The sequence below is a fragment of the Gilliamella sp. Occ4-3 genome, assembly GCF_001690675.1.
GTDB classification, from domain to species: Bacteria; Pseudomonadota; Gammaproteobacteria; order Enterobacterales; family Orbaceae; genus Gilliamella; species Gilliamella bombi.
The window spans coordinates 102,621-128,231 of the sequence record NZ_LZHR01000003.1 but is presented as its reverse complement, the minus strand read 5'-3'; the positions used below and the strand labels follow the sequence as shown (position 1 = coordinate 128,231).

23 protein-coding genes are annotated in these 25,611 nt (G+C 33.6%); 10 read left to right on the top strand and 13 right to left on the bottom strand.

Going from position 1 to position 25,611, the window contains the following annotated elements; genetic code table 11:
- Nucleotide 1: 1 nt before the first annotated feature.
- Complete coding sequence (gene ilvG, locus A9G44_RS00705) at nt 2–1,678, bottom strand: acetolactate synthase 2 catalytic subunit (protein WP_065608857.1); 1,677 nt, start codon at nt 1,676–1,678, stop codon at nt 2–4.
- 1,115 nt (nt 1,679–2,793) lie between these two features.
- On the opposite strand from ilvG, the gene A9G44_RS00695 reads away from it, so the two are divergent.
- The 4 genes from A9G44_RS00695 to A9G44_RS00680 all read left to right on the top strand — a co-directional run bounded on the left by A9G44_RS00695 (nt 2,794) and on the right by A9G44_RS00680 (nt 5,859).
- Nucleotides 2,794–3,681, top strand: a complete 888-nt coding sequence (locus tag A9G44_RS00695) for an SDR family oxidoreductase (protein ID WP_065589309.1) — start codon at nt 2,794–2,796, stop codon at nt 3,679–3,681.
- A gap of 135 nt (nt 3,682–3,816) precedes the next feature.
- Nucleotides 3,817–4,479, top strand: coding sequence for a hypothetical protein (locus A9G44_RS00690; protein WP_141672657.1), 663 nt, complete (start codon nt 3,817–3,819; stop codon nt 4,477–4,479).
- A 213-nt stretch (nt 4,480–4,692) separates the two neighbouring features.
- Nucleotides 4,693–5,220, top strand: a complete 528-nt coding sequence (locus A9G44_RS00685) for a hypothetical protein (protein WP_065608855.1) — start codon at nt 4,693–4,695, stop codon at nt 5,218–5,220.
- Between the two features lie 198 nt (nt 5,221–5,418).
- Nucleotides 5,419–5,859, top strand: a complete 441-nt coding sequence (locus A9G44_RS00680; protein ID WP_034914029.1) for a hypothetical protein — start codon at nt 5,419–5,421, stop codon at nt 5,857–5,859.
- 75 nt (nt 5,860–5,934) lie between these two features.
- Here A9G44_RS00680 and A9G44_RS00675 read toward each other — a convergent pair whose 3' ends face one another.
- The 6 genes from A9G44_RS00675 to A9G44_RS00650 all read right to left on the bottom strand — a co-directional run bounded on the left by A9G44_RS00675 (nt 5,935) and on the right by A9G44_RS00650 (nt 11,406).
- Nucleotides 5,935–7,176, bottom strand: coding sequence for an MFS transporter (locus A9G44_RS00675; RefSeq protein WP_051634280.1), 1,242 nt, complete (start codon nt 7,174–7,176; stop codon nt 5,935–5,937).
- Between the two features lie 183 nt (nt 7,177–7,359).
- Nucleotides 7,360–8,472 (bottom strand): ribosomal protein uL16 3-hydroxylase, encoded by a 1,113-nt coding sequence (locus A9G44_RS00670; protein WP_034914033.1) that lies wholly within the window; start codon nt 8,470–8,472, stop codon nt 7,360–7,362.
- On the bottom strand, nt 8,462–9,247 hold the full coding sequence (locus A9G44_RS00665) for a YchF/TatD family DNA exonuclease (RefSeq protein WP_065608854.1): 786 nt from the start codon (nt 9,245–9,247) through the stop codon (nt 8,462–8,464). Before A9G44_RS00665 ends, A9G44_RS00670 begins: the two co-directional genes overlap by 11 nt.
- Nucleotides 9,248–9,269: 22 nt before the next feature.
- A complete protein-coding gene (gene lapB, locus A9G44_RS00660) occupies nt 9,270–10,439 on the bottom strand; it encodes a lipopolysaccharide assembly protein LapB (protein WP_034914041.1) in 1,170 nt (389 codons plus the stop codon).
- 12 nt (nt 10,440–10,451) lie between these two features.
- Complete coding sequence (locus tag A9G44_RS00655; protein ID WP_034914045.1) at nt 10,452–10,757, bottom strand: LapA family protein; 306 nt, start codon at nt 10,755–10,757, stop codon at nt 10,452–10,454.
- Nucleotides 10,758–10,935: 178 nt separating this feature from the next.
- Nucleotides 10,936–11,406: a phosphatase PAP2 family protein gene (locus A9G44_RS00650; protein WP_065608853.1), complete on the bottom strand. Its 471-nt coding sequence runs from the start codon at nt 11,404–11,406 to the stop codon at nt 10,936–10,938.
- 64 nt (nt 11,407–11,470) lie between these two features.
- Between A9G44_RS00650 and A9G44_RS13760 the strand changes: the two genes are divergently transcribed.
- Nucleotides 11,471–11,671: a hypothetical protein gene (locus A9G44_RS13760; RefSeq protein ID WP_238552651.1), complete on the top strand. Its 201-nt coding sequence runs from the start codon at nt 11,471–11,473 to the stop codon at nt 11,669–11,671.
- Nucleotides 11,672–11,761: 90 nt separating this feature from the next.
- Nucleotides 11,762–12,373 (top strand): GTP cyclohydrolase II, encoded by a 612-nt coding sequence (ribA, locus tag A9G44_RS00640; RefSeq protein ID WP_034914165.1) that lies wholly within the window; start codon nt 11,762–11,764, stop codon nt 12,371–12,373.
- A gap of 180 nt (nt 12,374–12,553) precedes the next feature.
- On the opposite strand, the gene A9G44_RS00635 is transcribed toward ribA, so the two are convergent.
- The 4 genes from A9G44_RS00635 to zipA form a co-directional block, all read right to left on the bottom strand.
- Entirely contained in the window at nt 12,554–12,742 is a 189-nt protein-coding gene (locus A9G44_RS00635; RefSeq protein WP_034914162.1) for a 2-hydroxymuconate tautomerase, read from the bottom strand.
- 9 nt (nt 12,743–12,751) lie between these two features.
- Entirely contained in the window at nt 12,752–13,270 is a 519-nt protein-coding gene (gene luxS / locus A9G44_RS00630; RefSeq protein WP_034914159.1) for an S-ribosylhomocysteine lyase, read from the bottom strand.
- Nucleotides 13,271–13,340: 70 nt separating this feature from the next.
- The gene (gene ligA, locus A9G44_RS00625; RefSeq protein ID WP_065608852.1) at nt 13,341–15,419 is read right to left on the bottom strand and encodes an NAD-dependent DNA ligase LigA; all 2,079 of its coding nucleotides are present in this window, start codon (nt 15,417–15,419) and stop codon (nt 13,341–13,343) included.
- Between the two features lie 119 nt (nt 15,420–15,538).
- Entirely contained in the window at nt 15,539–16,450 is a 912-nt protein-coding gene (zipA, locus tag A9G44_RS00620) for a cell division protein ZipA (protein ID WP_179854772.1), read from the bottom strand.
- A gap of 410 nt (nt 16,451–16,860) precedes the next feature.
- On the opposite strand from zipA, the gene A9G44_RS00615 reads away from it, so the two are divergent.
- The 3 genes from A9G44_RS00615 to A9G44_RS00605 all read left to right on the top strand — a co-directional run bounded on the left by A9G44_RS00615 (nt 16,861) and on the right by A9G44_RS00605 (nt 22,385).
- The gene (locus tag A9G44_RS00615; RefSeq protein ID WP_065608851.1) at nt 16,861–18,069 is read left to right on the top strand and encodes an efflux RND transporter periplasmic adaptor subunit; all 1,209 of its coding nucleotides are present in this window, start codon (nt 16,861–16,863) and stop codon (nt 18,067–18,069) included.
- A gap of 18 nt (nt 18,070–18,087) precedes the next feature.
- Nucleotides 18,088–21,291 (top strand): efflux RND transporter permease subunit, encoded by a 3,204-nt coding sequence (locus tag A9G44_RS00610; protein WP_065608850.1) that lies wholly within the window; start codon nt 18,088–18,090, stop codon nt 21,289–21,291.
- Nucleotides 21,292–21,752: 461 nt separating this feature from the next.
- Nucleotides 21,753–22,385, top strand: coding sequence for a LemA family protein (locus tag A9G44_RS00605; RefSeq protein WP_065608849.1), 633 nt, complete (start codon nt 21,753–21,755; stop codon nt 22,383–22,385).
- A 215-nt stretch (nt 22,386–22,600) separates the two neighbouring features.
- Here the strand turns inward: A9G44_RS00605 and ruvC are convergent, their stop codons facing one another.
- Both ruvC and A9G44_RS00595 read right to left on the bottom strand, forming a co-directional pair.
- Complete coding sequence (ruvC, locus tag A9G44_RS00600; protein ID WP_065608848.1) at nt 22,601–23,089, bottom strand: crossover junction endodeoxyribonuclease RuvC; 489 nt, start codon at nt 23,087–23,089, stop codon at nt 22,601–22,603.
- The gene (locus A9G44_RS00595) at nt 23,089–23,832 is read right to left on the bottom strand and encodes a YebC/PmpR family DNA-binding transcriptional regulator (RefSeq protein WP_065608847.1); all 744 of its coding nucleotides are present in this window, start codon (nt 23,830–23,832) and stop codon (nt 23,089–23,091) included. Before A9G44_RS00595 ends, ruvC begins: the two co-directional genes overlap by 1 nt.
- A 767-nt stretch (nt 23,833–24,599) precedes the next feature.
- On the opposite strand from A9G44_RS00595, the gene murB reads away from it, so the two are divergent.
- Nucleotides 24,600–25,610: a UDP-N-acetylmuramate dehydrogenase gene (gene murB, locus A9G44_RS00590; protein ID WP_065608846.1), complete on the top strand. Its 1,011-nt coding sequence runs from the start codon at nt 24,600–24,602 to the stop codon at nt 25,608–25,610.
- Nucleotide 25,611: the final 1 nt, after the last annotated feature.

Sequence of the window (25,611 nt, the reverse complement as noted above, 5' to 3'; positions counted from 1 at the left end):
CTTACTCCTCACAACTTCTATCTAGCATGTTTTCGTTTGCTGCTCCAGGTGGTACCAGTGGCCATACGTTTTCTAATTCATCTATGCATACATGTAAAAGATAAGCACCTTTTGAATTAAATAGGTTATCGAGCGCAGTATCGATTTGTGACTTTTTGTTGATAGTTTGCCCAGGTATATCAAATGCTTTAGCTAGCATTAAAAAGTCGGGATTATCTGATAAATTTGTTTCGCTGTATCTTTCGTTAAAAAATAATTCTTGCCATTGGCGAACCATACCTAGGCGTTGGTTATCAATTAATACGATTTTTATTGGCAATTTTTTACGTTTTATAGTGGCTAATTCTTGGACATTCATCATGAAAGATCCATCACCTGATACACAAATTACACAGTCATTGGGTCTTGCCATCTGTGCGCCAACGGCCGATGGTAAACCAAATCCCATTGTGCCAAGCCCACTTGATGTAATGAAGTTTTGAGGGTGATTAAAGCACATATGTTGTGCTGTCCACATTTGGTGTTGTCCCACATCGGTAGTGACAATAGTATTAGCTGATTTTCGCTCAGAGATAGTTTTTAATAAAGTTGGCGCATAAATAGCTTCACCAGGGTGATCATAGCGAGTTGGGTGTTGTGTTTTTAGTTGGTTAATTTTTTTATGCCAGTTATCAATTGAAACTGTTTGATTTAGTAGTGGTAAAACTTGCTTTATATCGCCTTGTAATCCTAAATGGCTTTGGCGTAATTTGTTGATTTCAGCTTGATCGATATCAATATGAAGTACTTTAGCATGTCGTGCAAATTCATTAAGATTGCCGGTAACCCTGTCATCAAATCGTACTCCTAGGGCAATTAGTAGGTCACATTCTTGCACTGCTAAATTGGCTGCTTTTGCTCCATGCATACCGACTAATCCTAAATAATAGGGATTATTAATATCGGCAACACCAAGCCCTTTTAATGTTGATACACTTGGAATTTGTGTTAATTCCATAAAGTTTCTAAGTTCGTATATTGCGCCTGAAAGCCCAACACCTCCACCAATGTAAAGCATTGGTTTTTGGGCTTGGATGATCATTTGTTTGGCTTGTTTTATATCATCAGGCAAGATTGAGTATAGTTGAGTTTTATTTTGTGCAATTTTTAATGAGGATGGTGTTAAATAGTTATGATAATCTAGGTTTGCAAGCTGTATATCTTTGGGAACATCAATTAATATTGGTCCAGGTCTTCCCGAATTGGCTAAGTTAAACGCCTCTTCTAATATATTGGGTAAATCGTGTGCATCATCTATTAAATAACTGTGTTTGGTGCAAGCTAGAGATAATCCCAAAACATCAACTTCTTGAAAGGCATCTGTACCAATAAGTTTGGTTGGTACTTGACCCGTTATAGCAACAATCGGCACTGAATCAATCAAAGCATCAGCAAGACCTGTAATGATATTTGTTGCACCAGGACCCGAGGTGGCAATGCAAACACCAGTTTTTCCTGTTGCACGAGCGTAACCAATAGCCGCCATGGCAGCACCTTGTTCATGACGACATAGTACATGTTCAATACCCCCGTCATAAAGTGCATCGTATAGAGGCATAATTTGTCCACCAGGATATCCAAAAACGGTGGTTACACCTTTTTCTTTTAAGGTTTTTACTATCCACTGTGTTCCTAACATTTATTCCTCGCTTGTACTTTACTTGTCCATTAACCATAAAAAAACCCCCGCTTTTGGGGAGCGGGGGTTTTCTGATTTATGTATAAACATATTTTTTATTCAAAAACGCCCCCGCGCAGGAATAATGACTACGCTGACAATGATATTGATGAGGACGATTTTGAGTGAAAATTTCATAATGTTGGATGATTAACTTTTTATCATTTTTTAAAATATTTTTAACAAAATACTCGTTTTTAAAAAAAGTGCAACAGTTTTTTATTGCTTTTGCTATTTAGCACAAATAGTTTGTGAAAAAGTTTCAGGAAACACTGTGTTTTAGTATAAAAATATCGGTTTTAATAGTTTGGTCTGATGTTTTTGCAATGTCAGTGTATAAAAAATAAATATAAGTAATATAAAGAAATATCAAATATTTAAAAAAAGATATCAGTATGGAAATATTGCAACTAATTATTTTTGTTATTTTTAAATTGGTTTTAATAAACTTTGATAACGCTAAAAAACTTCACAAGATACGTCTACCGCGGATTGGGAAAATGGTGATCTTAATGATTCTCAAAGTTCAGTCAATGATCCAATCCTTCAAAAATTACTTAACGCATATTGTGAAAATAGTAATGAGATGAATGAGCTTAAAAAATTTTCTAAATGGTGTTAACTATCACTACAATATAAATAATAAAAAAATCATAATAATTTATCTAAAATCAATATGTTGTAAATAAAAGCAATCTGTTTTTTAAATTTTCTTTTACTAGCTTCGTATATGTTAATTTGATACACTTAGTTCAGTGCAAGATTATGCAATATTTAAGGTTTCGGCTTTACTAATTTCAATGACCTCACCAAGCCAATCATAGAAAGCCGCCTTTGTTTATTATTAGCCTCACTTTTTGTTTGTTTAAAAATCTTTGGGGATGATATTGAGCAATGCTATTAAGTTTAAAAAAGAATATTCTAATTTTTGTTGTCAGTAAATATAATTTATTGAATTAATTAGTTATTTTAAAGATTAAAATAAGTTTATCAATAGGATTTTGTGATTATTAATTGATTTTATTTAAGTTATATTGAATTTGTTTTCAAATACATGTTTAACTTAGGAGAAAATTATGAGCAAACAAATCTATAATCCACTTACCAAATATCATCATGATAAGTTCCCAAAACAAACACAAGTTGCACCAGCTTTACAGTGTGAAATGACCCCAACCCCTGATTGTGGTGAAAAAAGCTATCAAGGCCATGGACGCCTAGAAGGACGTAAAATGCTTGTTACTGGTGGCGATTCTGGTATTGGTCGAGCGGCAGCGATTGCTTATGCTAAAGAAGGTGCGGATGTAGCAATAAATTACCTTCCTTTCGAGCAAAAAGACGCGGAAGATGTTGCTAAGGTTATTCAAGCGGCTGGGCGCAAAGCTGTATTGATCCCCGGTGATTTGAGTGACGAGACTTTTTGTAAAAAATTAGTTGAAGAGGCACACCATCAATTAGGTGGATTGGATAATTTGACACTGGTTGCTGGTAAGCAGGTTGCTGTTGAAGATATTATGGAACTTACTACCGAGCAAATTAAGAAAACCTTTGAAGTTAATGTGTTTTCGCTTTTTTGGTTAACTAAAGCGGCTTTAGGTTACTTAAAACCAGGATCAACCATTATTACAACTTCATCTGTTCAGGCTTATCAACCTAGCAGTAATTTATTAGATTATGCTTCAACTAAAACAGCTATTATCGCATTTACACGTGGATTAGCTAAACAATTAGGTCATAAAGGTATTCGTGTAAATTCTGTTGCCCCAGGTCCAGTTTGGACTCCATTACAAATTTGTGGCGGTCAACCAAGTGACGCTATTCCTGAATTTGGTAAACAAACTCCTTTACAACGAGCTGGCCAACCTGTTGAACTTGCTGGTGTTTATGTGCACTTAGCATCTGAAGAATCAAGTTATACAACTGGCGAAACTTATGGTGTTACAGGTGGTATGCATATTAACTAATTGATATTTGTTATAGTAAAAGAGTTTATTTAAACTCTTTTACTATTAACATTAGATAAAATTAACTTTTAAAATAAAATGGTTATTATGAGTTAATTCATGGTAGTCAAAAAATTAAATAAAAAAGGAATAAAAATGAAACTTTTTAAAGTGATCACTTTAGTAGTGTTAGGGCTTTTTTTAGTCAATTGTGATAATTCAAAATCAAAAACTGATGATATTGAACAACAAGCCAAACAAACAAGTTCAGAAGTAAGTGACAAGGCCAATCAAACAGGTGCAGAAATTAGCGATAAAGCCAATCAATTAAGCTCAGAAATTGGTGATAAGGCTAGCCAATTAAATGCAAAAATTGAAGACCAAGTTAAGCAAGTAAGCTCAGCAATTAGTGATAAAGCTAAAGATTTGTATGAACAAACAAAATCAGAAAAAGATGAGATGCTTAATAAGATTGAAGAAGGTAATTATAATGTTGCTCAAGGTTTGATGATCAAGGCGATTAAAACAAAATTACCTGCAACAATTGATTCGAGTGTAACTTTAGTTGATGTATCGTCAGATAGCAATGCAATTAATTATAAATATATTGTGAATAATATCACTAAAGATGCATTACAGGCTAAAACTAATCAAAAAAATTTACAGGATAAATTGGTTGCGTTTTATTGTGGTGATGATTCTAGCATGAAGACTTTAAGATTAGTATTCCCTAGAGGAGCTAACCATAATTATTATATCAATGACGATAAGGTATTTTCAGTAGATGTAAAACCAAGTGATTGTGATGATGATGATTAAATATATTTTTATTAATTTGAATAACTAGTTAAATTTTATTAATATAAAAGGGCTGATTGAAGCCCTTTTTATTTTGGACGCTCTTTCTTAATAGTGTTCTTTTACAGCTCTTTTAAAGATTAATTAGTATTATTATTACTGTTTTTGTATTTTTATAGTTTTATCTTTTAAAAGATATCAGGTAGTGATGAATTAGCTTGGGTAGGAATAAACATGAAAGGCATGAAAATAACATTTGTGATGTTAATGGGAATAATATTATTTGGTTTTAATAATTCAGAAGCAAAAGTTATGGGTACTCAGCGAACTGGTATTCAAGAGAATATGGATATTGTTGAAAGAGGACAAAATATTATTGCTCAATCAACACCTGAAAAAATCAAAGAATTTAATGAGCAAAAAGATGGTGATTATAGTTTTGCTCAAGATTCGGTTGTTGCAGGTATAAAAGAAAAGTTACCCATTGTGATTGATAAATTTACGATGTTCAATGACATATCAAAAGATAACAATAAACTTATTTATAAATATATTATAAAAGGTTTGCCTAAAGATGTGATATTGCTAAAGCAAAATCAGCAATCTGTATTAAACACGATAGTTACTTTATATTGTGGTAATGACCCGAATGTTGAAGCGTTGAAACTCATATTCCCAAATGGAGTAAGTCATAATTATTATCTTGAAAATGAGAAAATTATGTCGTTTGATTTGAAACCGAGTGATTGTGATTCTAAATAACCATTAATCAACTTAAAAAATAGTAGAAATCATCAGCACTAAATGGGTGGGGCTTATTAAAGCTTATTTTTATTTATTTTTTGTTTTAAATTGTAAATTTTTTTATGTACTTTTTTCACTGATATTTTACAATTTATTGACCACTTTTTAAATAAGTGGTCGATATGTAATTTATAAAATTTACTCAAAGGAATAATAATGAAAAGTTTAAAAACAGTGTCAGCAATTTTGATAAGCTTGGTTCTTTGTAGTTGTGATAATTCAAAATCTGATGCTAATAAAGCAGTTGGTGATTCTTCAAAAAATACTGAATTAAGTCGTTTGCAAGAAACTATTATTAACGAAGCAAAAAAAATGCTTCCAGTTAAAGTTGATGCAAAAACTAATTTGATTGATATAACTAAAGATAATGATTTAATTAATTATAAATATGTAATTGATAGTTCAAAAGATGAGTTATCAATTCCTGATACTCAAAAAATGACGACAGAAAGTCTAAAAACACTTTATTGTAGTAATAGCTCACAAGTTAAACAACTTAGGGATGCATTCCCAAATGGTGTTAGTCATAATTATTATATAAATGATGAGCAATTATTTAGTGTTAAATTGACACCAGCTTCTTGTACTGCTAACTAAAGTAGTTTGTTTTAATTTTTGATATAATTTATTAATGTGATATAAAACAGGGTGATTTACCCTGTTTTTTTTGAGTTATTCTAGTTCTTTACCTTTTGTTTCGGGTATTAAAAATACAAATGCAGCCGCTGATAATAAATAAGCAGCAGACAGTAAAGCTAATGCGTAGCTAATTGAATAAACAGTAGCTAAATATGCAATTAAAACTTGCGATATTCCTGCAATTCCTCGACCTACATTAAAAATAATATTTTCAGCACTTGAACGGGCATCTGTTGGGTAATGTTCAGCAAGTAATGCACCATATCCGCCCATCATGCCATTTACAAAAAAGCCAATTGCTGAACCAAATATGATTAATATAAACATATCAGTTTGATGAAAATAAAACCAAATTGAAACTGCCGAAACGAATAAAAATAGGATATAAGAAGGACGGCGACCAAATTTATCACATAACCAACCAAAAATTAAGATCCCTAATGACATACCAATTGTTGTTGAAATGGTCCAGAACATTGTATTTTTGAATGGCAATTTGAGTTCAGTTGCAATCATATTTGGCATCCAAACCATGAGCCCATAAAAACCAAAATTTTGTACTGCACAGGCAATAGTTAAACCTATTGTAGTTGCTACGGTTCGAGGATTTTTAAATAATTTACCAATGGCTATTTTATTTTTATTTTGAGCTTTTAAATTTTGCCAGATTTCTGGTTCTTTTAGACCTTTACGTGTCCAAGCAACAAATAGAGCTGGCAGTACTCCCATGGCAAAAGCCCAGCGCCAACCATAAATTTCACCAATAAAATTAACGGTTAATGCGGCTAAGATGATACCTACTTGAAAGCCTAATGCTACAATAGATGTTGCTCTTGAGCGTTTATTTTTAGGCCAGCTTTCAGAAACTAGAGTCATACCAATTCCAAATTCACCACCAAGACCAAGTCCACTTAAAAAGCGAAATATTAAAAAGCATTCATAGTTAGGTGAAATTGCACATAACCCGGTGAAAAGAGAAAATATTAAAATAGTCCATGAAAAGACTCTTACTCGACCATATTTATCGGCAAGGATACCAAATAAAATACCACCTAATACTGCGCCAAGTAAGGTTACTGATGTTAAGGTTCCTAAATCGGCCTTAGTTAGGTTAAAGCTGGTCGAGATTAGACTAAAACATACACCTAAAATCATCATATCCATGCCATCAAGTGCGTAACCGACAGTGGATGCAAAAAGGGTTCTTTTTTGATACGGGGTTGTATGTTCGTTTTCACTTTCTGCTTGCAAGGCTGTGTTTGCTTCAGTTTTCATGTATACCTCTAGTTTTTAAAAATAGATGTTACTTAAAATTTGCGTTTTATGATGTTTAATTTGTGATTAAACGGAGGGTAAATTAAAGCGGGGCAAGTATATACTTAAAACTAGTAAAAAGCCAAGCTTAATGCCCTGAACAGTCGTTTTATCTGCCGATTTTGTTATCGGCAGTTGATTTATTTAATCTTCAGCGAAGTACCAATAACCTTTGTTGACAAGATCAAGCATGACTTTAAGTGTGTTTTTATCCTGCAACTGTTCGTAATATAGTGTTTCATTTTCACAAAGTAGATCTATGATAGGCATTGGTAAGTCAATTTTTTCACCATGAATATAGCCAAAATCACCTACTTTAAAGATTCGAATGCTTAGTACACGGTGTAGCTTTGCACCAGCTTTTAGTAATGATTCAAATTCTTCATAATTGTATGGTGGTTCAACTGGAACAATATTTAGATCGTGCATTGGTAAAGTAATGTGTCTACCAAACCAATCGTTAAATAATGAAGGTGTTTTGATTAGATCAATAATTTGATCTTGTACCTTTGTTAGTTCATAAGGTTGAACGCGATGAGGATCATTAGGTAGCTTTAAATCTGGATCTTGATAATAAATACTAATTGGTAGGTTATCAATGACATAATCAGCAAAGCTACTTAATAGTTGTTGTGATGTTTGTGTCATAAAGCCAACGGAATAACTTAATGATTCACCAATTGATATACCATTATGCGGACAACCTGTTGGAATGTATAGAATGTCGCCTGTGGTGAGCTCTTCGTCAATGATTGGTTGATATTCTTCGACATGTAATAATGCTTTGTGTGCATTAAATTGTTTATAATTTGGATCGCAATTGCCAACTTGCCAACGCCTGCTACCCATGCCTTGAATAATAAATACATCATAATTATCAATATGAGGTCCAACTCCAGCGCCTTGGGTTGCGTAAGAAATCATTAGATCATCAAATTGCCATTGTGGAAGGCATTTAAACGGTTTAAGTAAGGTCGCTGCTTGTTCATGCCAATGGTCAACGGCTTGTACTAGCAAACTCCAATGATCTTCACCTAAGTTATTGAATTGAGTAAATGGTCCGAATTTAGCATCCCAAACACCATCTTTATTAGAAACAATTCGGCTATCAATTTCTTCTTCCATCGCTAAACCAGCTAGTTCGTCTGGTGTTATGGGATCAATAAAATTAACAAATGCCTTGCGTAAGATTACCGGTTTTTTTTGCCAAAATTTTCTTAAAAAATCATCCCAATCAATAGTTAATTTATAATTCATTTAATTTTCCTTGAAGATTGAATAACTGGCAAAAATTATGGGTGGTTTTTTGGGCTATATCCTCTAAAGAAACACCTTTTAAAGCAGATAAATATTGCGCAACTACACGAACATACGCAGGTTGGTTTTCTTTACCTCGATATGGTACGGGAGCAAGATAAGGTGAGTCAGTTTCGATCAAAATACGATCAAGTGGAACATATTTCGCAACTTCCCGTAGAGCCTCGGCATTTTTAAAGGTGATAATTCCTGAAAAGGAAATATAAAAACCAAGATCCAATAGTTGTTTTGCTGTTTCGATATCTTCTGTAAAACAGTGCAAAACACCAGAGTGGACATGCTCATCTTTTAAAATTCTTAAAGTGTCTTCTTTAGCATTACGTGTATGGACAATAACGGGTTTGCTTAGTTTTCGTCCTAATCGAATATGTTCTTTAAATATAGTTTGTTGTAGTTCTAAGTTGTCTTGTTGGTAGTAATAATCAAGCCCCGTTTCACCAAGTGCAATGACGTTGTCTTCTTGTGCTAAAGTTTGAAAGCGTTCGGCATCGTAGGTTTCGTCATCAAGATTAAGTGGATGAATCCCACATGAGAAAGAGCATTGAGTTTGATAAGGCGTAAGTCTATGTTTCATCGATTCATAGCCCGACAGAGTTGTTGCCACGCTTAGGCAATGTTTAACGCTATTGTTGATAGCTTCTTGTAAAACATCTTTGATGGATTTAGTACTAAAGTCTAAACTATCTAAATGACAGTGAGAATCAATTAAAAACATAAAAATCTCTTCTTTGTTTATTTTAATGTTGTTCAAAATCACGAACAGGTTTTATTGTTGACCACGAACGGCAAGCAGGGCATAACCAGTAGAGTGAGTTAACTGTGAATCCACATTTCTGGCATCGATAATTGGGTACTGCTTTTATTTGTTCGCCAACCATGTTGCGTAAAAGTAAAAGGCTTTCTTTAGCTTTACCTTGTTCTGCATCAGCAACATGATAATTCATTAATCGATAGAACCCTTTTAAATTAGGGTGTTTCAGTAATTCTCGATACATATAATATTGTGCGGCGTCTAGACCTTTTTCTTTTTCGATAACATCAGCAAGCATTAATTCAGCAACATTACCTGTATCTTGATCGACACATATTTGTAAAAATTCTTGAAATTCATATTGATTATTTAGCTTTAGGTAGCACTCTTTTAATGCAGGTAATGCTTCGCCAATAAAAGCTTTGTCCTGCTGTAATATTTGCTGAAAAGATTTGATAGCTTGCTCAGTTTTGTTTTGTACCATAAGAACTTGCCCCAACATGAGTGAAGTACGAGCACATTTAGTGTCTGCAATGGCTGATTTTTGTAATAGGCTATTGGCTTTATCAAGATCATCATTATCAATCGCTATTGACGCTAATTCACAATAAAATTGTGCAATATCGGTTTTGTATTTTATATTACCAAGTTTAACCAATTTAGTTGCCATGTTGATGGCATTTATCCATTCACTGGTTGATTGATATATGATAATAAGTTGTTGTAATGCATGTTGTTGAAATTCTTCTTCATCAATTAATTGCAAAAATGTCTCTTCAGCACGATCGTAAAAGCCTGCAACCATGTAATCTCTACCTAGTTGTTGAATAGCTAATAGTCTTTGTTCAAATGTTAAAGATGAGCTTTCTAATAGCGCTTGATGAATGCGGATAGCACGATCAACTTCACCCCGAGAGCGGAATAAGTTACCTAATGTTAAATGCGCCTCAAGTGTGCCATCGTCTTCTTTTAACATGTCTAAGAAAAGATCGACAGCTTTGTCTTTTTGATTAGATAAAAGAAAATTCAAACCATCAACATATTCACGAGATAGTCGATTAGATTGATTTAGATGTTTCTGTTTTGCATTTCTGTCACCCATATACCAACCGTATGCGGCGGCAATAGGAAGTAACAAAAATAACAGTTCAAACATAGTAACCTATTCTTAATTAGTTTTAGTTGTGTTTATTTGCTGGTTATTAGCCATGCCTTCATCATATTTTTTTTGTAATTTATTTAGTTTACGTTTTGTTGATGAGTGCTGTAATTTAGATTTTAGAAAGAAAATGCCGGTTAATATCCAACCAACAATAAACCCCGAACCAAATAAAATAGCTAATAAGACTGATAAGCGGGTTTCAGTTTTAGCTACCAAATAATTGAAGGTTACTATTTGATCATTAGCCGATCCTATTGCTATTGAGATGGCAAAGATGATAATTATCAATAAAATTGATATAACAAATTTCATAATGTTGACCTTTCTTTTTTTTGTTTTAGTTAAATTTTGTTTTAGTTAAACTCTTTCGTTTATTATACTCTTCTATTCTTATAATTTCTTTTTGTATTTGGCTAATTAGATTATTAACTATATTGCCTAAAAATAATATTGTTTGTTGTAAATGTTACTTTCTCAAAATATTTAATAATCATTTGTCTACTATATGCCATTTTCTAGCATAAAAATAGCAAATTAATGAGATTATCCATGCGATTAATATACTTGTTATTAGATCAATAGGACTATGCATGCCTAATAATAACCGGCTTAATTCAATTAATATTGACCAAATAATGATAGAAGATACTATCACATAATGTTGTCTAAATTTTAGTAATATTAAGGCCAATAGTGCCCAAGTTACAGCTAACAAGGTATGCCCAGAAGGAAAAGCATATCCCGTTTCATTTTGCCAGTGGCTTGATAACCAACTGGGAATTGTTGATGAATTGTTAAATAATTGATGAATAATTTCTTTTCTTTCTGAACGTGATTTCGAATAAAATTGTTGATCATTAATATTATATTCCTGAGCCATCCAAAGTACATAAGGCCGTGATTCAGCGGTTTGTGATTTTAAAAAGCTTTTAATTATTTGCCCACTTAATATTGCACTCACAAGAAGCAACCATAATAATATGATTCTTTTTTTTGTTTTTTGGGGTAATAGCAGACAAAATACAATGAATAAAATTGTTGAGGTGATAATTCCCCAAGGAAAACTTGCTGTTTCAGTTATTAAAAATAAACATTTAGATGTATTATTTAAGGATGCTGGTTGCCAATGCCAATTTATGGCTATAATAGTAAAAGGAACAGCTAAGAAAATAGCCAGTAGGGCTATTGTTTTTTTTATTACTAACCTCATTTATAAACTCAATTAAGTATAAATTGCTTTTGCTTAATATTTTAGCATAGAAGATAAATTTATTTTTATAAAATCTTATTTATCCTTATTGAAAATGGAGATAATAATGCAATTAAAACGTGTTGCACAAGCGAAATTGCCGACGCCTTGGGGGTGTTTCATTATTGTTGGATTTGAAGAAATTGCAACAAAAAAGGATCATGCCGCATTAGTATTTGGTGATATATCTGGCGATACACCAGTTCTCACAAGAATTCATTCTGAATGCTTAACAGGCGATGCGCTTTTTAGCTTACGCTGTGATTGTGGTTTTCAGTTAGAAGCAGCCTTAAAACAAATTGCAAAGGAGGGTAAAGGGATTTTAATTTATCACCGGCAAGAAGGACGTAATATTGGTTTATTGAATAAAATCAGAGCTTATGCGCTACAAGATCAAGGCTTGGACACGGTTGAAGCTAATGAGCAATTGGGATTTGCAGCAGATGAACGAGATTTTACTCTATGCGCAGATATGCTGACTTTATTAGGCGTATCACAAATTCGCTTATTAACCAACAATCCCGAGAAAATACGAGTGCTTGAACAATCAGGAATTAAAATTATACAACGGGTGCCATTGGAAGTTGGTGGAAATCCAAACAATGAGCATTATCTAGAAACAAAAGCAAATAAAATGGGACACTTACTTCATTTGCATCACTATAATTGCAATCACTAAAAATTTAAGTTTACTAAGAGAACTTATTGGTTTGTAATTGAATTTATCCAAAATAGTAAAAATGTTGAAATAAAAACTCAAAATAAAAAATATTATTTTGAGTTTTTGTTACTTGATAATAAGAGAAAAATTTTAATTTAGGTTTATGTGATAATTGCCAATTATTTGGCACCTTTAAAATCAATTTTTATCGCTGCGTAGCACACCACCATTAGCAATCTGATCTTTAGATAATTCGTGCATTATGATTTGTACTGCCTCTGGTTTACAGTTAAGGGTTTCAACGATGGCATTAGTTACGCGTTTTGCCATTTCTCTTTTTTGCTCTATAGTGCGGCCTTCTAAAAAATCTATAACGACATTAGGCATAGATATCTCCTAGTGATTATTAATTTGGGCAAGTTGTTCATCAGTTAATGCGATTTCATCGTTATGGCATATGCTAATGCTAGATTTTATAATTTGTTCAGCAATGGCTTTAGCTTCATCTAATGAGTGCATTTTATAGGTACCACATTGATACTCATTCAATTCAGGAATCTGATTTTGTGATTTTACATTTAATACGTTATGCATTGATTTTAGCCATGCATCTACAACTAGTGCTTCATTGGGCTTGCCAATTAAGCTCATATAAAAGCCTGTACGACATCCCATTGGTGAAATATCGATTATTTCAACTTTATCACTGTTAAGATGATCGCGCATAAAACCAGCAAATAAATGTTCTAATGTATGAATTCCTTTTTCTGGAAGGTTGTCTTTATTTGGAATGGTAAAGCGTAGATCAAACACAGTAATGCTGTCACCTTTTGGGGTCACCATTGTTTTTGCAATTCGCACAAAGGGTGCTTTCATTTTTGTGTGATCAACTTTAAAACTGTCTAGTAAAGGCATAATTTCCTCCTTGTTATTTGATAATTGTTATTCTAATCAATTTACTAATAAGTACCAGTAGATTTGATATTTACTGATCAAGTAAATTTATTAATTCTTGCTCATCAATAACTTTTATTCCTAGTTCTTGAGCCTTATTAAGTTTAGAGCCTGCTGCTTCTCCTGCAATGACTAGATCAGTGTTTTTCGAAACACTGCCGGTTACTTTGGCGCCTAGTTGCTTTAATTTATCTTTGGCTTCATCTCGTGTTAAAACCGACAATGTACCAGTTAATACTACAGTTTTTCCTGAAAAAGGTGAGTTAATGGCGATCTCTTGTACCTGTAGAATGACATCTTGCCAGTGAATGCCTACTTCATTACTGGTTAGTTGTTCAATTACATTGCGATTATGTGGTTCTTGAAAAAAGTCAATAATGCTTTCTGCAATGACGGCACCAATTTCGTTTACTGATTGTAGTTTTTCTAGTGAGGCATTCTCAATTGCTGATAAACTACCAAGTTGGTTAACAAGATTTTCGGCAGTAACTTCACCAACATTCGGAATTCCAAGCGCAAATATAAAACGGCTTAATGTAGTATTTTTAGATACCTCTAGTGCATTTAATAAGTTATTGGCAGATTTTTCCCCAATTTTATCTAAACTACATAGCGTTGGTAGATTTAGTTTATATAAATCTGCTGGTGTTTTGACATATTCTTTATCAACTAGTTGTTCAATAATTTTTTCTCCCATACCATCAACATTCATTGCTCGCCGTGAAACAAAATGCTTTAAGGCTTCTTTTCGTTGTGCAGGGCAAATCAAACCTCCAGCACAGCGTGATATCGCTGCACCTTCGTCTCGAACTATTTGCGAGCCACAAATAGGGCAGTGTGTCGGGAAGATGATTTCTTTTGTGTCGGCGGGTCTTCTATCTACTATGACGGCTACTATTTTAGGAATAACGTCACCAGCTCGGCGTATTGTTACATAGTCACCCTCACGGATACCTAATCGGATTATTTCATCGCTATTATGTAATGTCGCATTGCTCACAATAACGCCAGCAACTGATACAGGTTCAAGCCTTGCTACAGGAGTAATTGCACCTGTTCGCCCAACTTGAAAGTCTACTTTATTTAATTTTGTAATTTCTTCTTGAGCCGGATATTTAAATGCTGTGGCCCATCTTGGTGCTCGAGCAACAAATCCAAGCTGATTTTGTAGTTCAATACTATTAACTTTAATTACTACACCATCGATATCAAAATCTAATGACATACGCTGTTCACCAATTAGTTTAAAATAATCTAGAGCGGCTTGCACCCCTTGGCGTTTTTGTACTTTATTACTAACTGGTAACCCCCAAGCTTTAAATTGCATTAAACGATCGTAATGAGTGTCAGGTAATGTGGTACCTTCGACAATACCAACACCATAACAAAAAAATGCTAATGGTCTTTTTGCTGTAATTTTAGGATCTAATTGTCTTAATGAACCAGCGGCTGCATTACGTGGATTGGCAAATACTCTTTCGTTATGCTTTTCTGCATCTGCGTTGAGTTTTTCGAAGCCTTTATGTGTCATAAAGACTTCTCCTCGAACTTCTAATCTAGAAGGGATGTTATCGCCTCTTAGAACTAGTGGAATTGTTTTGATAGTCTTTACATTGGCTGTTATGTCTTCTCCTGTTGTACCATCTCCTCGCGTTGCTGCTTGTATAAAACGACCATTTTCATAAAGAAGACTGACAGCAAGTCCGTCAAGTTTGAGCTCACAACAATATTCAACCTGTTCAGCATCGTTTAAATGAAGACGATCTTTAACTCGCTTGTTAAATGCAATAAAACTAGCATCATCAAAGACATTATCTAGTGATAGCATAGGTATTTCATGTTTAATGGATGCAAATTGGGCTAATGGGGAACCACCAACTCGTTGGGTTGGTGAGTCGGGAGTAATAAGATCTGGGTTTTGCTGTTCTAATGTTTGTAGTTGCTTTATTAATTTATCATATTCAACATCGGGAATTTCTGGTGTATCAAGGACATAATAACAGTATTCATGATGTCTAATTAGGTTGCGTAGTGAAGTCAATTGCTTCGCTATGTCTTTATTCAATTCAGGTGAATTTACTGAATTTTTTGTTTCATTATGTAGCGACATGGTTATATGCTCTTATTAAAACGAAGGTTTGGGAAAATATTATAAATAGGTTATATTCATTTTTATCCACCAAACCAAGTTGGTGGAATTTTTTAAAAGATTTGCTGAAAAGACTACGGTTAAATTTCGTTACTGACCTTTTTAATACGTTCTTTATAACTGTCTATTTTTTGAGGGGTTAGCATATGATGTTCATCATCTAATACTACACCGTTGACATCGTCAGCTATGCGTTGTGCTGTTTGCAACATTAATTTGAAGTTTTGCTGATTGTTACCCTCTGTAGGCGCAACCATAAAAATAGACACACCAGGTGTGGTAAATTCATGCATTGTATCGGGATCCAAATATCCAGGTGTCACCATATTGGCTAAACTAAATAATATTGCTCCATTACCCGCAGGATCTACATGGCGGTGAAAAATTCTCATATCACCGAACTGAAAACCAGATTGCATAATGCTAGCGAGTAACACATCACCTTGTAATAATTTTCCGTTAATGCCTGTGATATTTAATACAATAATTTCGGTTGTGGATTGTTCAGTGTCAATATTTAGTTTTTTGGGTTCCTCGTTATGTTTAATTTCATTATTAGTATCTGATGGTTTTTCTTTCGTTGTAAGAATTAAATCAGGTTGTTGTTCATCCTCAAAAAGATCAAGTTCAACATTGACAGCTGGTTCTTTCGTTGTTTCAGTATTAATCTCTTGTTTGTCGTTATTATCAACAAATAAATCTTCTTGTTGAGGTATTATCTCTTGCTCTTTTGTGAGTTCATTAATAATTACATCGTTTTCAACGGTTTCACTGCTTTTTGTTGTTTTAGGTTTGAGTAAGATAACATCATCATCTTCTATGTCATTCATAGAATAGTTTTGATATTGTTGAGTATTTTGTTCAAATTTTCCTTTTTTATTTGAACTAAAAAGCGAAGAACGTTCTTTTTTATTGATCCAAAACCCATGGATGAGCAATGCAATAATGACCAAGGATGCAACAACAACTAGAACAATACGTAAATTATCCATAATAACCATCTCTGTATTAAATTAAATATAGACTCAAATTATTCAATCATCTTTTGAAAAAGTGATTGCGGAGTACAGTAATGTAAATTTTTTATTCTTTATTAGCAATATGAATTAATATTCATTAAAGCAACCATATTTGATATTTGTAGTATAACATTTTATTTAAGATACTTTATAGCACAAAAAATCAATTACTCTATATTACTTTATTTCTAGCAATAATCATAATTAGCAATACTTTTTTTTAGTATCATAATCTAACTAGCTATTTTTTAGAACTCTGTGCTATTAACTTGTAAAGATACTTACAATCTATGCATATTTTTTGTAAAATCGCCGATTACTTTTAACTAAGATCAATTATTAAAAATTAAAATAATTATTAAGTTTACTGAGGTTATTTTTATATGAGATTTAACAAGCTATTATTAGCCTTGCCTGTGGCGTGTGCTAGCCTACTTTTATTAACAAGTTGTGATAATGGCAATTCAAAAAATGGTAATAATAAATTACCGAAGGTAACTGTATTTAAAGTGGAACCATTGAATTACACATTAAAAATTGGTTTACCAGGTAGGGTTGTTGCATCTCAAATTGCTGAAATTAGGCCTCAAGTAGGTGGTATCGTCTTAAAACGCGAGTTTGACGAAAGTTCGAATGTTAAGGCTGGACAATCTCTTTATCAAATAGATCCAGCTATTTATCAAGCTAATTATGATAGTGCGGTAGCAAGTGTTGCTAGCGCTAAAGCGAATGCAAATATTGCTCAACTTACTCTTAAGCGTTACGCTGGATTATTAAATACTAAATCAATCAGCCAACAAAATTACGATAAAGCAGCTGCAGATGCTAAACAGGCTGAAGCTGCAGTATTAGTTGCACAAGCAGCTGAGCATACAGCTAAAGTCAATTTAGAATATACAAAAGTGTATTCACCAATTGATGGGTATATAGGTAAATCAAGTGTGACTGAAGGGGCATTAGTGTCGGCAGGTCAATCGACACCACTTGCACTAGTTCAACAACTAGACCCAATTTATGTCGATATGACAGAAGCGGCTACTCGTTATAATAAATATATTCAGGATGAAAACATAATTTATGAACCAGTAAAAGGTAATAATGTCGAATTATACTTCAATGATGGTTCTAAATACGCTTATCCAGGTAGTGTAAAATTTTCTGATATGACTGTAAATGAAACAACGGGTACAGTAACTTTGCGGTCACAATTTACAAATAGTGAAGGGAAAATTTTACCTGGCATGTTTGTTAAGCCTCAGTTGACATTAGGCTATATCAAAAATGCAGTGCTTGTTCCACAGCAAGGAATTACCAGCAATAAGTTGGGGCAATATACTGCAAAAATTTTGAAACCTGATAATACAGTAGAGTATCGGCAAGATATTCAAGTATACACAGGAGTTGGTGGTTATTGGGTTGTGACAAAGGGAATTAACATTGGTGAAGAGGTTATTATTACTGGATTACTTAATTTAACTTCTGTTGAAAACCCTCAAAAAGATGCTCCACCTATGAAAGTAGAAAAAGTCGGGGATCCTAATACACTTTCACAAGAACAATTAGACAGTATCATAAAAAACAGTATGAAATAAAACAGGAGTAGGTGAATTATGGCTAAGTTTTTTATTGATAGACCTGTTTTTGCATGGGTAATTGCTATCATGATGATGCTAGGAGGTGCTTTATGTATAAAGCTACTAGCTGTTGAGCAGTACCCTGACATTGCCCCTCCTGCTGTAACTGTTAGTGCTGTTTACCCAGGTGCCGATGCACAGACCATCGAAAATACTGTTACTCAGTTGATTGAGCAGAATTTAACTGGATTGGATAATCTAATTTATATGAAATCAACCAGTAGTGCACAAGGTGTTGTTCAAACGACGTTAACCTTTGCTCCTGGAACTAATCCCGATTTTGCTCAAGTACAAGTGTTAAATAAAGTAGAGAGTATTAAATCAAGGCTACCAGAAAGTGTGCAAAAAAATGGTGTTTCTGTTGCAAAAAATAACACCAACTTTTTAAAGGTTGTGGGTTTTTATTCAACAAATCCTAAAAAAACACAAGCTGATATTGCTGATTTTGTTTATTCAACAGTGCAAGATCAGATTAGACGTGTACAGGGTGTAGGTGATACTCAATTGTTTGGTTCTGAATATGCAATGCGTATTTGGCTTGATCCAAATAAATTGACCTATTTTAATTTATCAATTGAAGAAATCATTGCGGCTATTCAAGCACAAAATGCGCAAGTAACAGCAGGGCAATTAGGTGCCTTACCATCAACAGATGGACAAGAACTCAATGCGACAATTACTGCTCAATCACGTTTAAAAACACCCGAACAATTTCAAAATATTTTAGTGCGTGTAAATACAGATGGTTCTAATCTTTTATTAAAAGATATAGCAACGGTTGAAATTGGTGCGTCTGATTATAACTTTATTTCTTATTATGATGGTAAAGCATCTGCAGGTCTTGGTATTTATTTGGCAACAGGAGCTAACCAATTAGAAACTTCTGATCAGGTAGATAAAAAATTAGCTGAATTATCAAAAATCTTTCCTGAAGATATTCACTATGCTTATCCATATGACACAACACCATTTGTAAAATTATCAATTAATAACGTAGTACATACATTGATTGAAGCTATTATTTTAGTTGTTATTGTAATGTATGTCTTTTTACAAAATCTTCGTTCGACACTTATACCTACGATTACCGTACCTGTGGTATTGCTAGGAACTTTTGCTGTTTTGTATATCTGTGGGTTTACGATTAATACATTATCTATGTTTGCAATGGTGCTTGCCATAGGCTTGTTGGTAGATGATGCAATAGTTGTTATTGAGAACGTTGAACGTATTATGCATGATGAAGGTTTATCACCTTATGATGCAACCGTTAAATCGATGGAACAAATTACTTCAGCGTTGGTTGGTATTGCAGTCGTGTTATCTGCAGTATTCGTTCCTATGGCGTTTTATGGAGGTGCAGCGGGTGGAATTTACCGCCAATTTTCAATTACCATTGTAACAGCGATGGCATTATCAGTGTTGATGGCAATTGTATTAACTCCAGCGCTCTGTGTTCAAATTTTAAAAGCACCATCTAAAAGTAAATTAAAAAGAAACTCGTTAGGTGACAAGTTAGAATCTATACCACCATTTAGTTGGTGTTCTGTTGGCACAAAAAAATTCTTTAAATGGTTTAACGAGTTCTATGAAAAAAGTTTACGCCATTATGAAAAAGGTGTAATAAAAGTTGTTCGTTATCCATTAATAGCTTTTGTTTGTTATGCTTTAATTCTAGTTGGATTAATCTTTGGCTTTAATCGATTACCTACTGGTTTTTTACCTAATGAAGATCAGGGTGTGCTTTTAGTTATGGTTGAGCTACCGCCAGGATCAACTTTAGAGCAAACTATGTCAGTTTTAAATAAAACGGCAAAATTTTATACTGAGCAAAAAGCTGATTCAGTTGAGGAAATATTTACTGTAGCTGGATTTAGTATGGTTGGTCGTGGGCAAAATATGGGGCTAGGCTTTGTTCGATTAAAAAATTGGGAACAACGTAAACGCGCAGATCAAAAAGTTAATGCTTTAGTCGCTAGCGGTTGGGGATTTGCTTCTACTATAACCGAGGGAAGGGTAATTGTTACCAACTTACCAGCTGTTCCAGCATTAGGTATGGCTAATGGTTTTTCTTATGTACTGAAAGATACGGCTAGTTATGGGCATGATGCTTTGGTAGGTGCATTTTTCCAAATGTTGGGTCAAGCTTCTCATCATCCTAAACTGCAACAAGTTAGACCGGGAAGTATGCTAGATGTTCCGCAGTACAAAATTAATGTTGATTTTGAAGCAGCACAAGCATTAGGCGTTTCGGTAAATTCAGTAAATACTGTATTGTCCACAGCTTTAGGTTCTGCTTATATTGACGATTTTGTTTATAATAACCGAGTTAAAAAAGTATACCTACAATCAGATGCACCATATCGCATGTTGCCAGATGATTTTAGTTACTGGCATGTTAAAAATAAAAATGGTGAAATGGTTCCATATGATGCGTTTGCTACTACGACAAAAACTTATGGATCTCCTTCACTGGTTCGTTATGATGGTGTGGCAGCAATGGAGATAAGTGGTTCAGCTGCTCCAGGTCTGAGTTCTGGGCAAGCAATGGCTGTAATGGAAGAATTATCGAAAAATTTGCCTAAAGGATTTACTTTTGACTGGACTGATATTTCTTATCAAGAACGTCAAACAGGTTCACAAACAACAACTCTTTACATTATTTCGATTATTGTTGTATTTTTATCATTAGCAGCATTGTATGAAAGTTGGACAGTGCCAATTTCGATCTTATTTGTTATTCCTCTTGGGATTTTAGGTACAGTATTTGCAACTATGTTTAGAGGGCTTGATAACGATATTTACTTTATTGTAGGACTATTAACGACAATGGGGTTATCTGCTAAAAATGCTATATTGATTGTAGAATTTGCCAAAGATGCCTTGGAAAAAGAGGGTAAATCATTGATTGATGCTACACTTGAAGCTTGTCGCCTGCGCCTACGCCCGATTTTAATGACTTCGTTTGCCTTTATTTTAGGGGTATTACCACTAGCATTAAATAGTGGTGCTGGTTCCGCTAGCCAAAATGCGGTAGGTACTGGTGTAATTGGTGGTATGTTGACAGCAACATTTTTAGCAATATTTTATGTTCCCTTGTTCTTTTTATTTGTAACAAAACTATTTACAAAACATAAAAATAAAGCAGTTTTATTAAGTACAAAAAGTACACTTAAATGATTTAAATGTAAAAAGTTATTATACTCATTGAGCTTTATTATTATTGATATGGACAAAATAATTTGCTAACGAGTAGATGAGAAGGTTATTTTTATGGTAGTTTTGAAATAAATAATTAAACACAAAATGCGCTATTGTGAATTAGCGCATTTTTCATGCTTTACATGAAGTCATTGAGAAGGGATATGCTAGATTACAATAAATGGCTATTATATAATGAGGCGAAAAAATAAAAATCTGTGTTACGCTGAACATTATGTAATAATTTGTTTGATGCTAGTTAGATAAAATTAGAGCATGATATACTTCTAGAAACTACAAGCTAGATATTTATATTATTAATGGTGGTTTACTAAAGGTGAATTAACAGCAGTCTAATTTTATTCGTGTTCTTTTGTACGTTGTATAAAATGCCAAACATTTTAATTATAGCAATTTGATTACAAATAAGGTTTTAAATTATGTTAATAATATTTCTCTTAATTCTAATTTTAGGTTGGTTATTCTTTTCATACAATAAACTTAGGGGATTGGCTGAAAATGTAAAACAGAAGCAGTCGAATATTTATGTGACAATAAAGAAAAGACATGATATAGCTCAGAGACTATCTGACATAGCGTCTAGTTATGGTGATCATGAGAAGCTAACTCACTTTAATATTACAGAGAGCGATAGTGTTGCTAGTGCAAATGTTGCTACTTCTGAAACATCTCGAGTTATAGGTAATGTTCAAATGTTGGCTAATCGTTTTCCTGATTTAAAAGCAAACTCAACCTATCAGCAATTAATGGTACAACTTGATGAAATTGAAAATACTATCTTAAAAAGAAGAGAAGCTTATAACGCAGCAGTTCAAGTCTATAATTCGACGCGTGGTAGTATTCCTCATTTATTTTATGCAAGTAAACTTGGATTTGTTGAAGCAACATATTTTGAAGTTGATGAAAACGGAATGGAGCAACTTTCTTCATTCAAAACTGATGATGGAAAAATCCTAAGAGATACAATGGGGAGAATGGCATCTGTTGCAACTGAAAATGTTAAAAAAATTAAAGGAAAAACAGATAATAACACCGAAGAAGCTAACCAATAAGATATTAATCCATTAATGTTTTATTTATTATTTAGCTTCTTTTTTGTTGGTGAAAATAACAAAAGGGTATGTAAAAACTTTTAAATCAAATATGTTATTGGTTCTGTTTTTTACTTTTTGTGAGAATATTATAAAGGAATTTTATAACTCTTTTTATATTAACTGAAATCTTAATATTCCTCCAATAATTAGATCACATTATAATTCTTATAATTTTACTTACGAGAGTTTATTAAGTATTGACTTGTATGGGCGTGGGTAATTGCTATAGCTAAAGCATCAGCGGCATCAGCCTGAGGGCTAGCTGGTAACTTTAATAATAATTTGACCATATGTTGTACTTGCTTTTTATCGGCTGCGCCTGTTCCTACTACACTCTGCTTAACTAAACGAGCTGCGTATTCAAAAACAGGTAAATTATTATTTACAGCAGCAACAATTGCAGCTCCCCTTGCTTGACCTAACTTTAATGCGGAATCGGCATTATGAGCCATAAAAACTTGTTCAATAGCAAACATATCAGGTTGGAATTGTAAAATAATTTCACTAACACCAGCGTATACTCGTTTTAAACGAGTAGGTAAATCATCAACAGCAGTACGGATACATCCACTACCAAGGTAGGTAAGTTGTCGTCCCGTTTGATGGATTACACCGTAACCCGTCAAACGAGATCCAGGATCGATGCCAAGAATAATGGCCATTAGAGCGTTGCAGCAACCTCGTCAGAAACCTCACCATTATGATAAACTTCTTGAACATCATCACAATCTTCAAGCATATCAATTAAACGTAATAATTTTGGTGCAGATTCAATATCAAGATCGACTTTTGTTGCTGGAATCATTGATACTTCAGCGGTTTCGGCAACTAGCCCAGCAGCATCAAGCGCATCTTTTACTTCACCAAATGATTCTGGTGTAGTAAATACGTCAATTGCGCCGTCATCATAAGTCACAACGTCGTCTGCCCCTGCTTCAAGCGCTGCATCCATAACTTGGTCTTCATCAGTACCAGCTGGGTATGAAATAACGCCTTTTTTAGTGAACAAATATGAAACTGAACCATCAGTACCTAAGTTACCACCTGTTTTTGTAAATGCATGGCGTACTTCGGACACAGTTCGATTACGATTATCACTCAAGCATTCAACCATTACAGCTGTGCCAGCAGGTCCATAACCTTCATAGATAATTGTTTCCATGTTGCTATCATCTTCCCCACCAACACCCCGCGCAACAGCTCGGTTCATGGTATCACGGGTCATATTATTAGATAACGCTTTATCCATTGCAGCTCGTAATCGAGGATTTGACGCTGGATCGCCACCACCTAATTTTGCCGCAGTTACTAACTCACGAATAATTTTGGTAAAGATTTTACCCCGTTTTGCATCTTGTGCAGCTTTACGGTGTTTCGTATTGGCCCATTTACTATGACCTGCCATAAAATTCTCCAGATAATAATTAAAAAATCGCTACATTTTAGCAAACATTTACTTAAAATTCATTACTAATATACCGATAAGTTTTTATGTTCTGTAAATTATTCTTTATTAGGAATGATTTAATTTTTATTTATATGTAGAAATCATGTTGTTCACAGTTGTTAGAGAAGCTACTATAATAAATATACATAAAAAAGCACTAACCTCGTATCACAAATATCCGATATGACTCCTATATCATCAAGAAAAAATAATTGTTACCTATTTAGCAAACATTTAAAAACGGATAAGGCGTATTTCTACATATTAGGTATACTGAACACTTGCATTTTAAGCACTTTGCCACGTCTAGCAATGAATTAAAATATCAAATACAGCTAAAAGAAATTGCTCTTTCAATAAAAGAAAATAGAAAGACGCTATTAAAGATGATGTTATAATATAATTTTGTCAAAATGCTAATAATAACAATTTGTTATGCTCGTGAGATTGTTAACAGATAATCACTGAAAAATGAAACATTATTGAATGTAGTAACACGTTACAATAAGTTGGCAAGAAATTATATCAGTATGATTGCATTAGTACATTGCATGATGTGACTAAGAATGTAAAGGATGCTTATGATTAATACAAAAGATCAACAGCTCCTAACCAATGTGGTAATATAAACATTAAATACGATAGATCCCAAACTATAAAAATAACCTAAGAAATTGATTGATTTTCGGGCATCTATTTTCACAAAAAATTAAAGGTAGTTATCAATGAAACAAAAAATTCCTAATACATTTGGTTTAACTGTTTTTGCGCAAAAAGTTGTTACTGTAACCAGTCCCGAACAATTACAACAAGTTTGGCAAGATAACTCCCAAAATTTACCAATTATGATTATTGGCGAAGGCAGTAACACACTTTTTACCTGTGATTTTGATGGTATTGTTATTGTTAATCGTATCAAAGGTATTACCATTAGCGAAACAGAACAAGCATGGCATTTAAAAGTTGGTGCTGGTGAAACTTGGCATGATCTAGTATCAACAACCATCAAGCAGAACATACCAGGGCTTGAAAACCTAGCATTAATTCCTGGATGTGTAGGTTCGGCACCGATTCAAAACATTGGTGCTTATGGTGTTGAGTTTCAAAAAGTTGCCGATTATGTGGAGCTACTTGAACTAGCTACAGGCAAAATCATCACTGTAACTGATGGTCAATATGGATATCGTGAAAGCATCTTCAAAAAAGCGTATTTGCAAGGTTATGCTGTTATCAATGTTGGTATAAAATTACCAAAACAGTGGCAGCCAGTTTTAACTTATGGGGAATTGCGAAACTTTGATCCCAAAATTGTTACTGCAAAAATGATATTTGAAAAAGTGTGTGAAATTCGTCGTAGTAAATTGCCAGATCCAAAGGTTTTAGGCAATGGTGGAAGTTTTTTTAAAAACCCTGTCATCGATAAAATTGTGGCGGACAAACTACTTGAAATTTATCCAAACATGCCAATATATCCACAAGTTAATCATCAAACAAAATTAGCCGCAGGTTGGCTTATTGATCAGTGTGGTCTTAAAGGCTACCAAATAGGTGGAGCGGCTGTGCATCAACAACAAGCATTGGTTTTAGTTAATAAAGACCAAGCAACAGCACAGGATGTGGTTGAATTAGCTCGATATATAAAAAAATGTGTATTACAAAAATTCTCGGTGAATTTATCACCCGAAATCCGATTTATCGGCAACTCAGGCGAAATAGATGCAGACAATTATTTATAAT

Bases quoted from the DNA above. Each gene is read 5' to 3' on its own strand.
- A9G44_RS00675 (WP_051634280.1), bottom strand. From the start codon at position 7,176: ATGAAAACTGAAGCAAACACAGCCTTGCAAGCAGAAAGTGAAAACGAA.
- murB (WP_065608846.1), top strand. From the start codon at position 24,600: ATGAAACAAAAAATTCCTAATACATTTGGTTTAACTGTTTTTGCGCAA.
- A9G44_RS00685 (WP_065608855.1), top strand. From the start codon at position 4,693: ATGAAAGGCATGAAAATAACATTTGTGATGTTAATGGGAATAATATTA.
- A9G44_RS00680 (WP_034914029.1), top strand. From the start codon at position 5,419: ATGAAAAGTTTAAAAACAGTGTCAGCAATTTTGATAAGCTTGGTTCTT.
- luxS (WP_034914159.1), bottom strand. From the start codon at position 13,270: ATGCCTTTACTAGACAGTTTTAAAGTTGATCACACAAAAATGAAAGCA.
- A9G44_RS00670 (WP_034914033.1), bottom strand. From the start codon at position 8,472: ATGAATTATAAATTAACTATTGATTGGGATGATTTTTTAAGAAAATTT.
- A9G44_RS00635 (WP_034914162.1), bottom strand. From the start codon at position 12,742: ATGCCTAATGTCGTTATAGATTTTTTAGAAGGCCGCACTATAGAGCAA.
- A9G44_RS00655 (WP_034914045.1), bottom strand. From the start codon at position 10,757: ATGAAATTTGTTATATCAATTTTATTGATAATTATCATCTTTGCCATC.
- A9G44_RS13760 (WP_238552651.1), top strand. From the start codon at position 11,471: ATGAATAAAATTGTTGAGGTGATAATTCCCCAAGGAAAACTTGCTGTT.
- A9G44_RS00695 (WP_065589309.1), top strand. From the start codon at position 2,794: ATGAGCAAACAAATCTATAATCCACTTACCAAATATCATCATGATAAG.
- A9G44_RS00610 (WP_065608850.1), top strand. From the start codon at position 18,088: ATGGCTAAGTTTTTTATTGATAGACCTGTTTTTGCATGGGTAATTGCT.
- zipA (WP_179854772.1), bottom strand. From the start codon at position 16,450: ATGGATAATTTACGTATTGTTCTAGTTGTTGTTGCATCCTTGGTCATT.
- A9G44_RS00665 (WP_065608854.1), bottom strand. From the start codon at position 9,247: ATGTTTTTAATTGATTCTCACTGTCATTTAGATAGTTTAGACTTTAGT.
- A9G44_RS00605 (WP_065608849.1), top strand. From the start codon at position 21,753: ATGTTAATAATATTTCTCTTAATTCTAATTTTAGGTTGGTTATTCTTT.
- ligA (WP_065608852.1), bottom strand. From the start codon at position 15,419: ATGTCGCTACATAATGAAACAAAAAATTCAGTAAATTCACCTGAATTG.
- A9G44_RS00595 (WP_065608847.1), bottom strand. From the start codon at position 23,832: ATGGCAGGTCATAGTAAATGGGCCAATACGAAACACCGTAAAGCTGCA.
- lapB (WP_034914041.1), bottom strand. From the start codon at position 10,439: ATGTTTGAACTGTTATTTTTGTTACTTCCTATTGCCGCCGCATACGGT.
- ribA (WP_034914165.1), top strand. From the start codon at position 11,762: ATGCAATTAAAACGTGTTGCACAAGCGAAATTGCCGACGCCTTGGGGG.
- ilvG (WP_065608857.1), bottom strand. From the start codon at position 1,678: ATGTTAGGAACACAGTGGATAGTAAAAACCTTAAAAGAAAAAGGTGTA.
- A9G44_RS00690 (WP_141672657.1), top strand. From the start codon at position 3,817: ATGAAACTTTTTAAAGTGATCACTTTAGTAGTGTTAGGGCTTTTTTTA.
- A9G44_RS00615 (WP_065608851.1), top strand. From the start codon at position 16,861: ATGAGATTTAACAAGCTATTATTAGCCTTGCCTGTGGCGTGTGCTAGC.
- ruvC (WP_065608848.1), bottom strand. From the start codon at position 23,089: ATGGCCATTATTCTTGGCATCGATCCTGGATCTCGTTTGACGGGTTAC.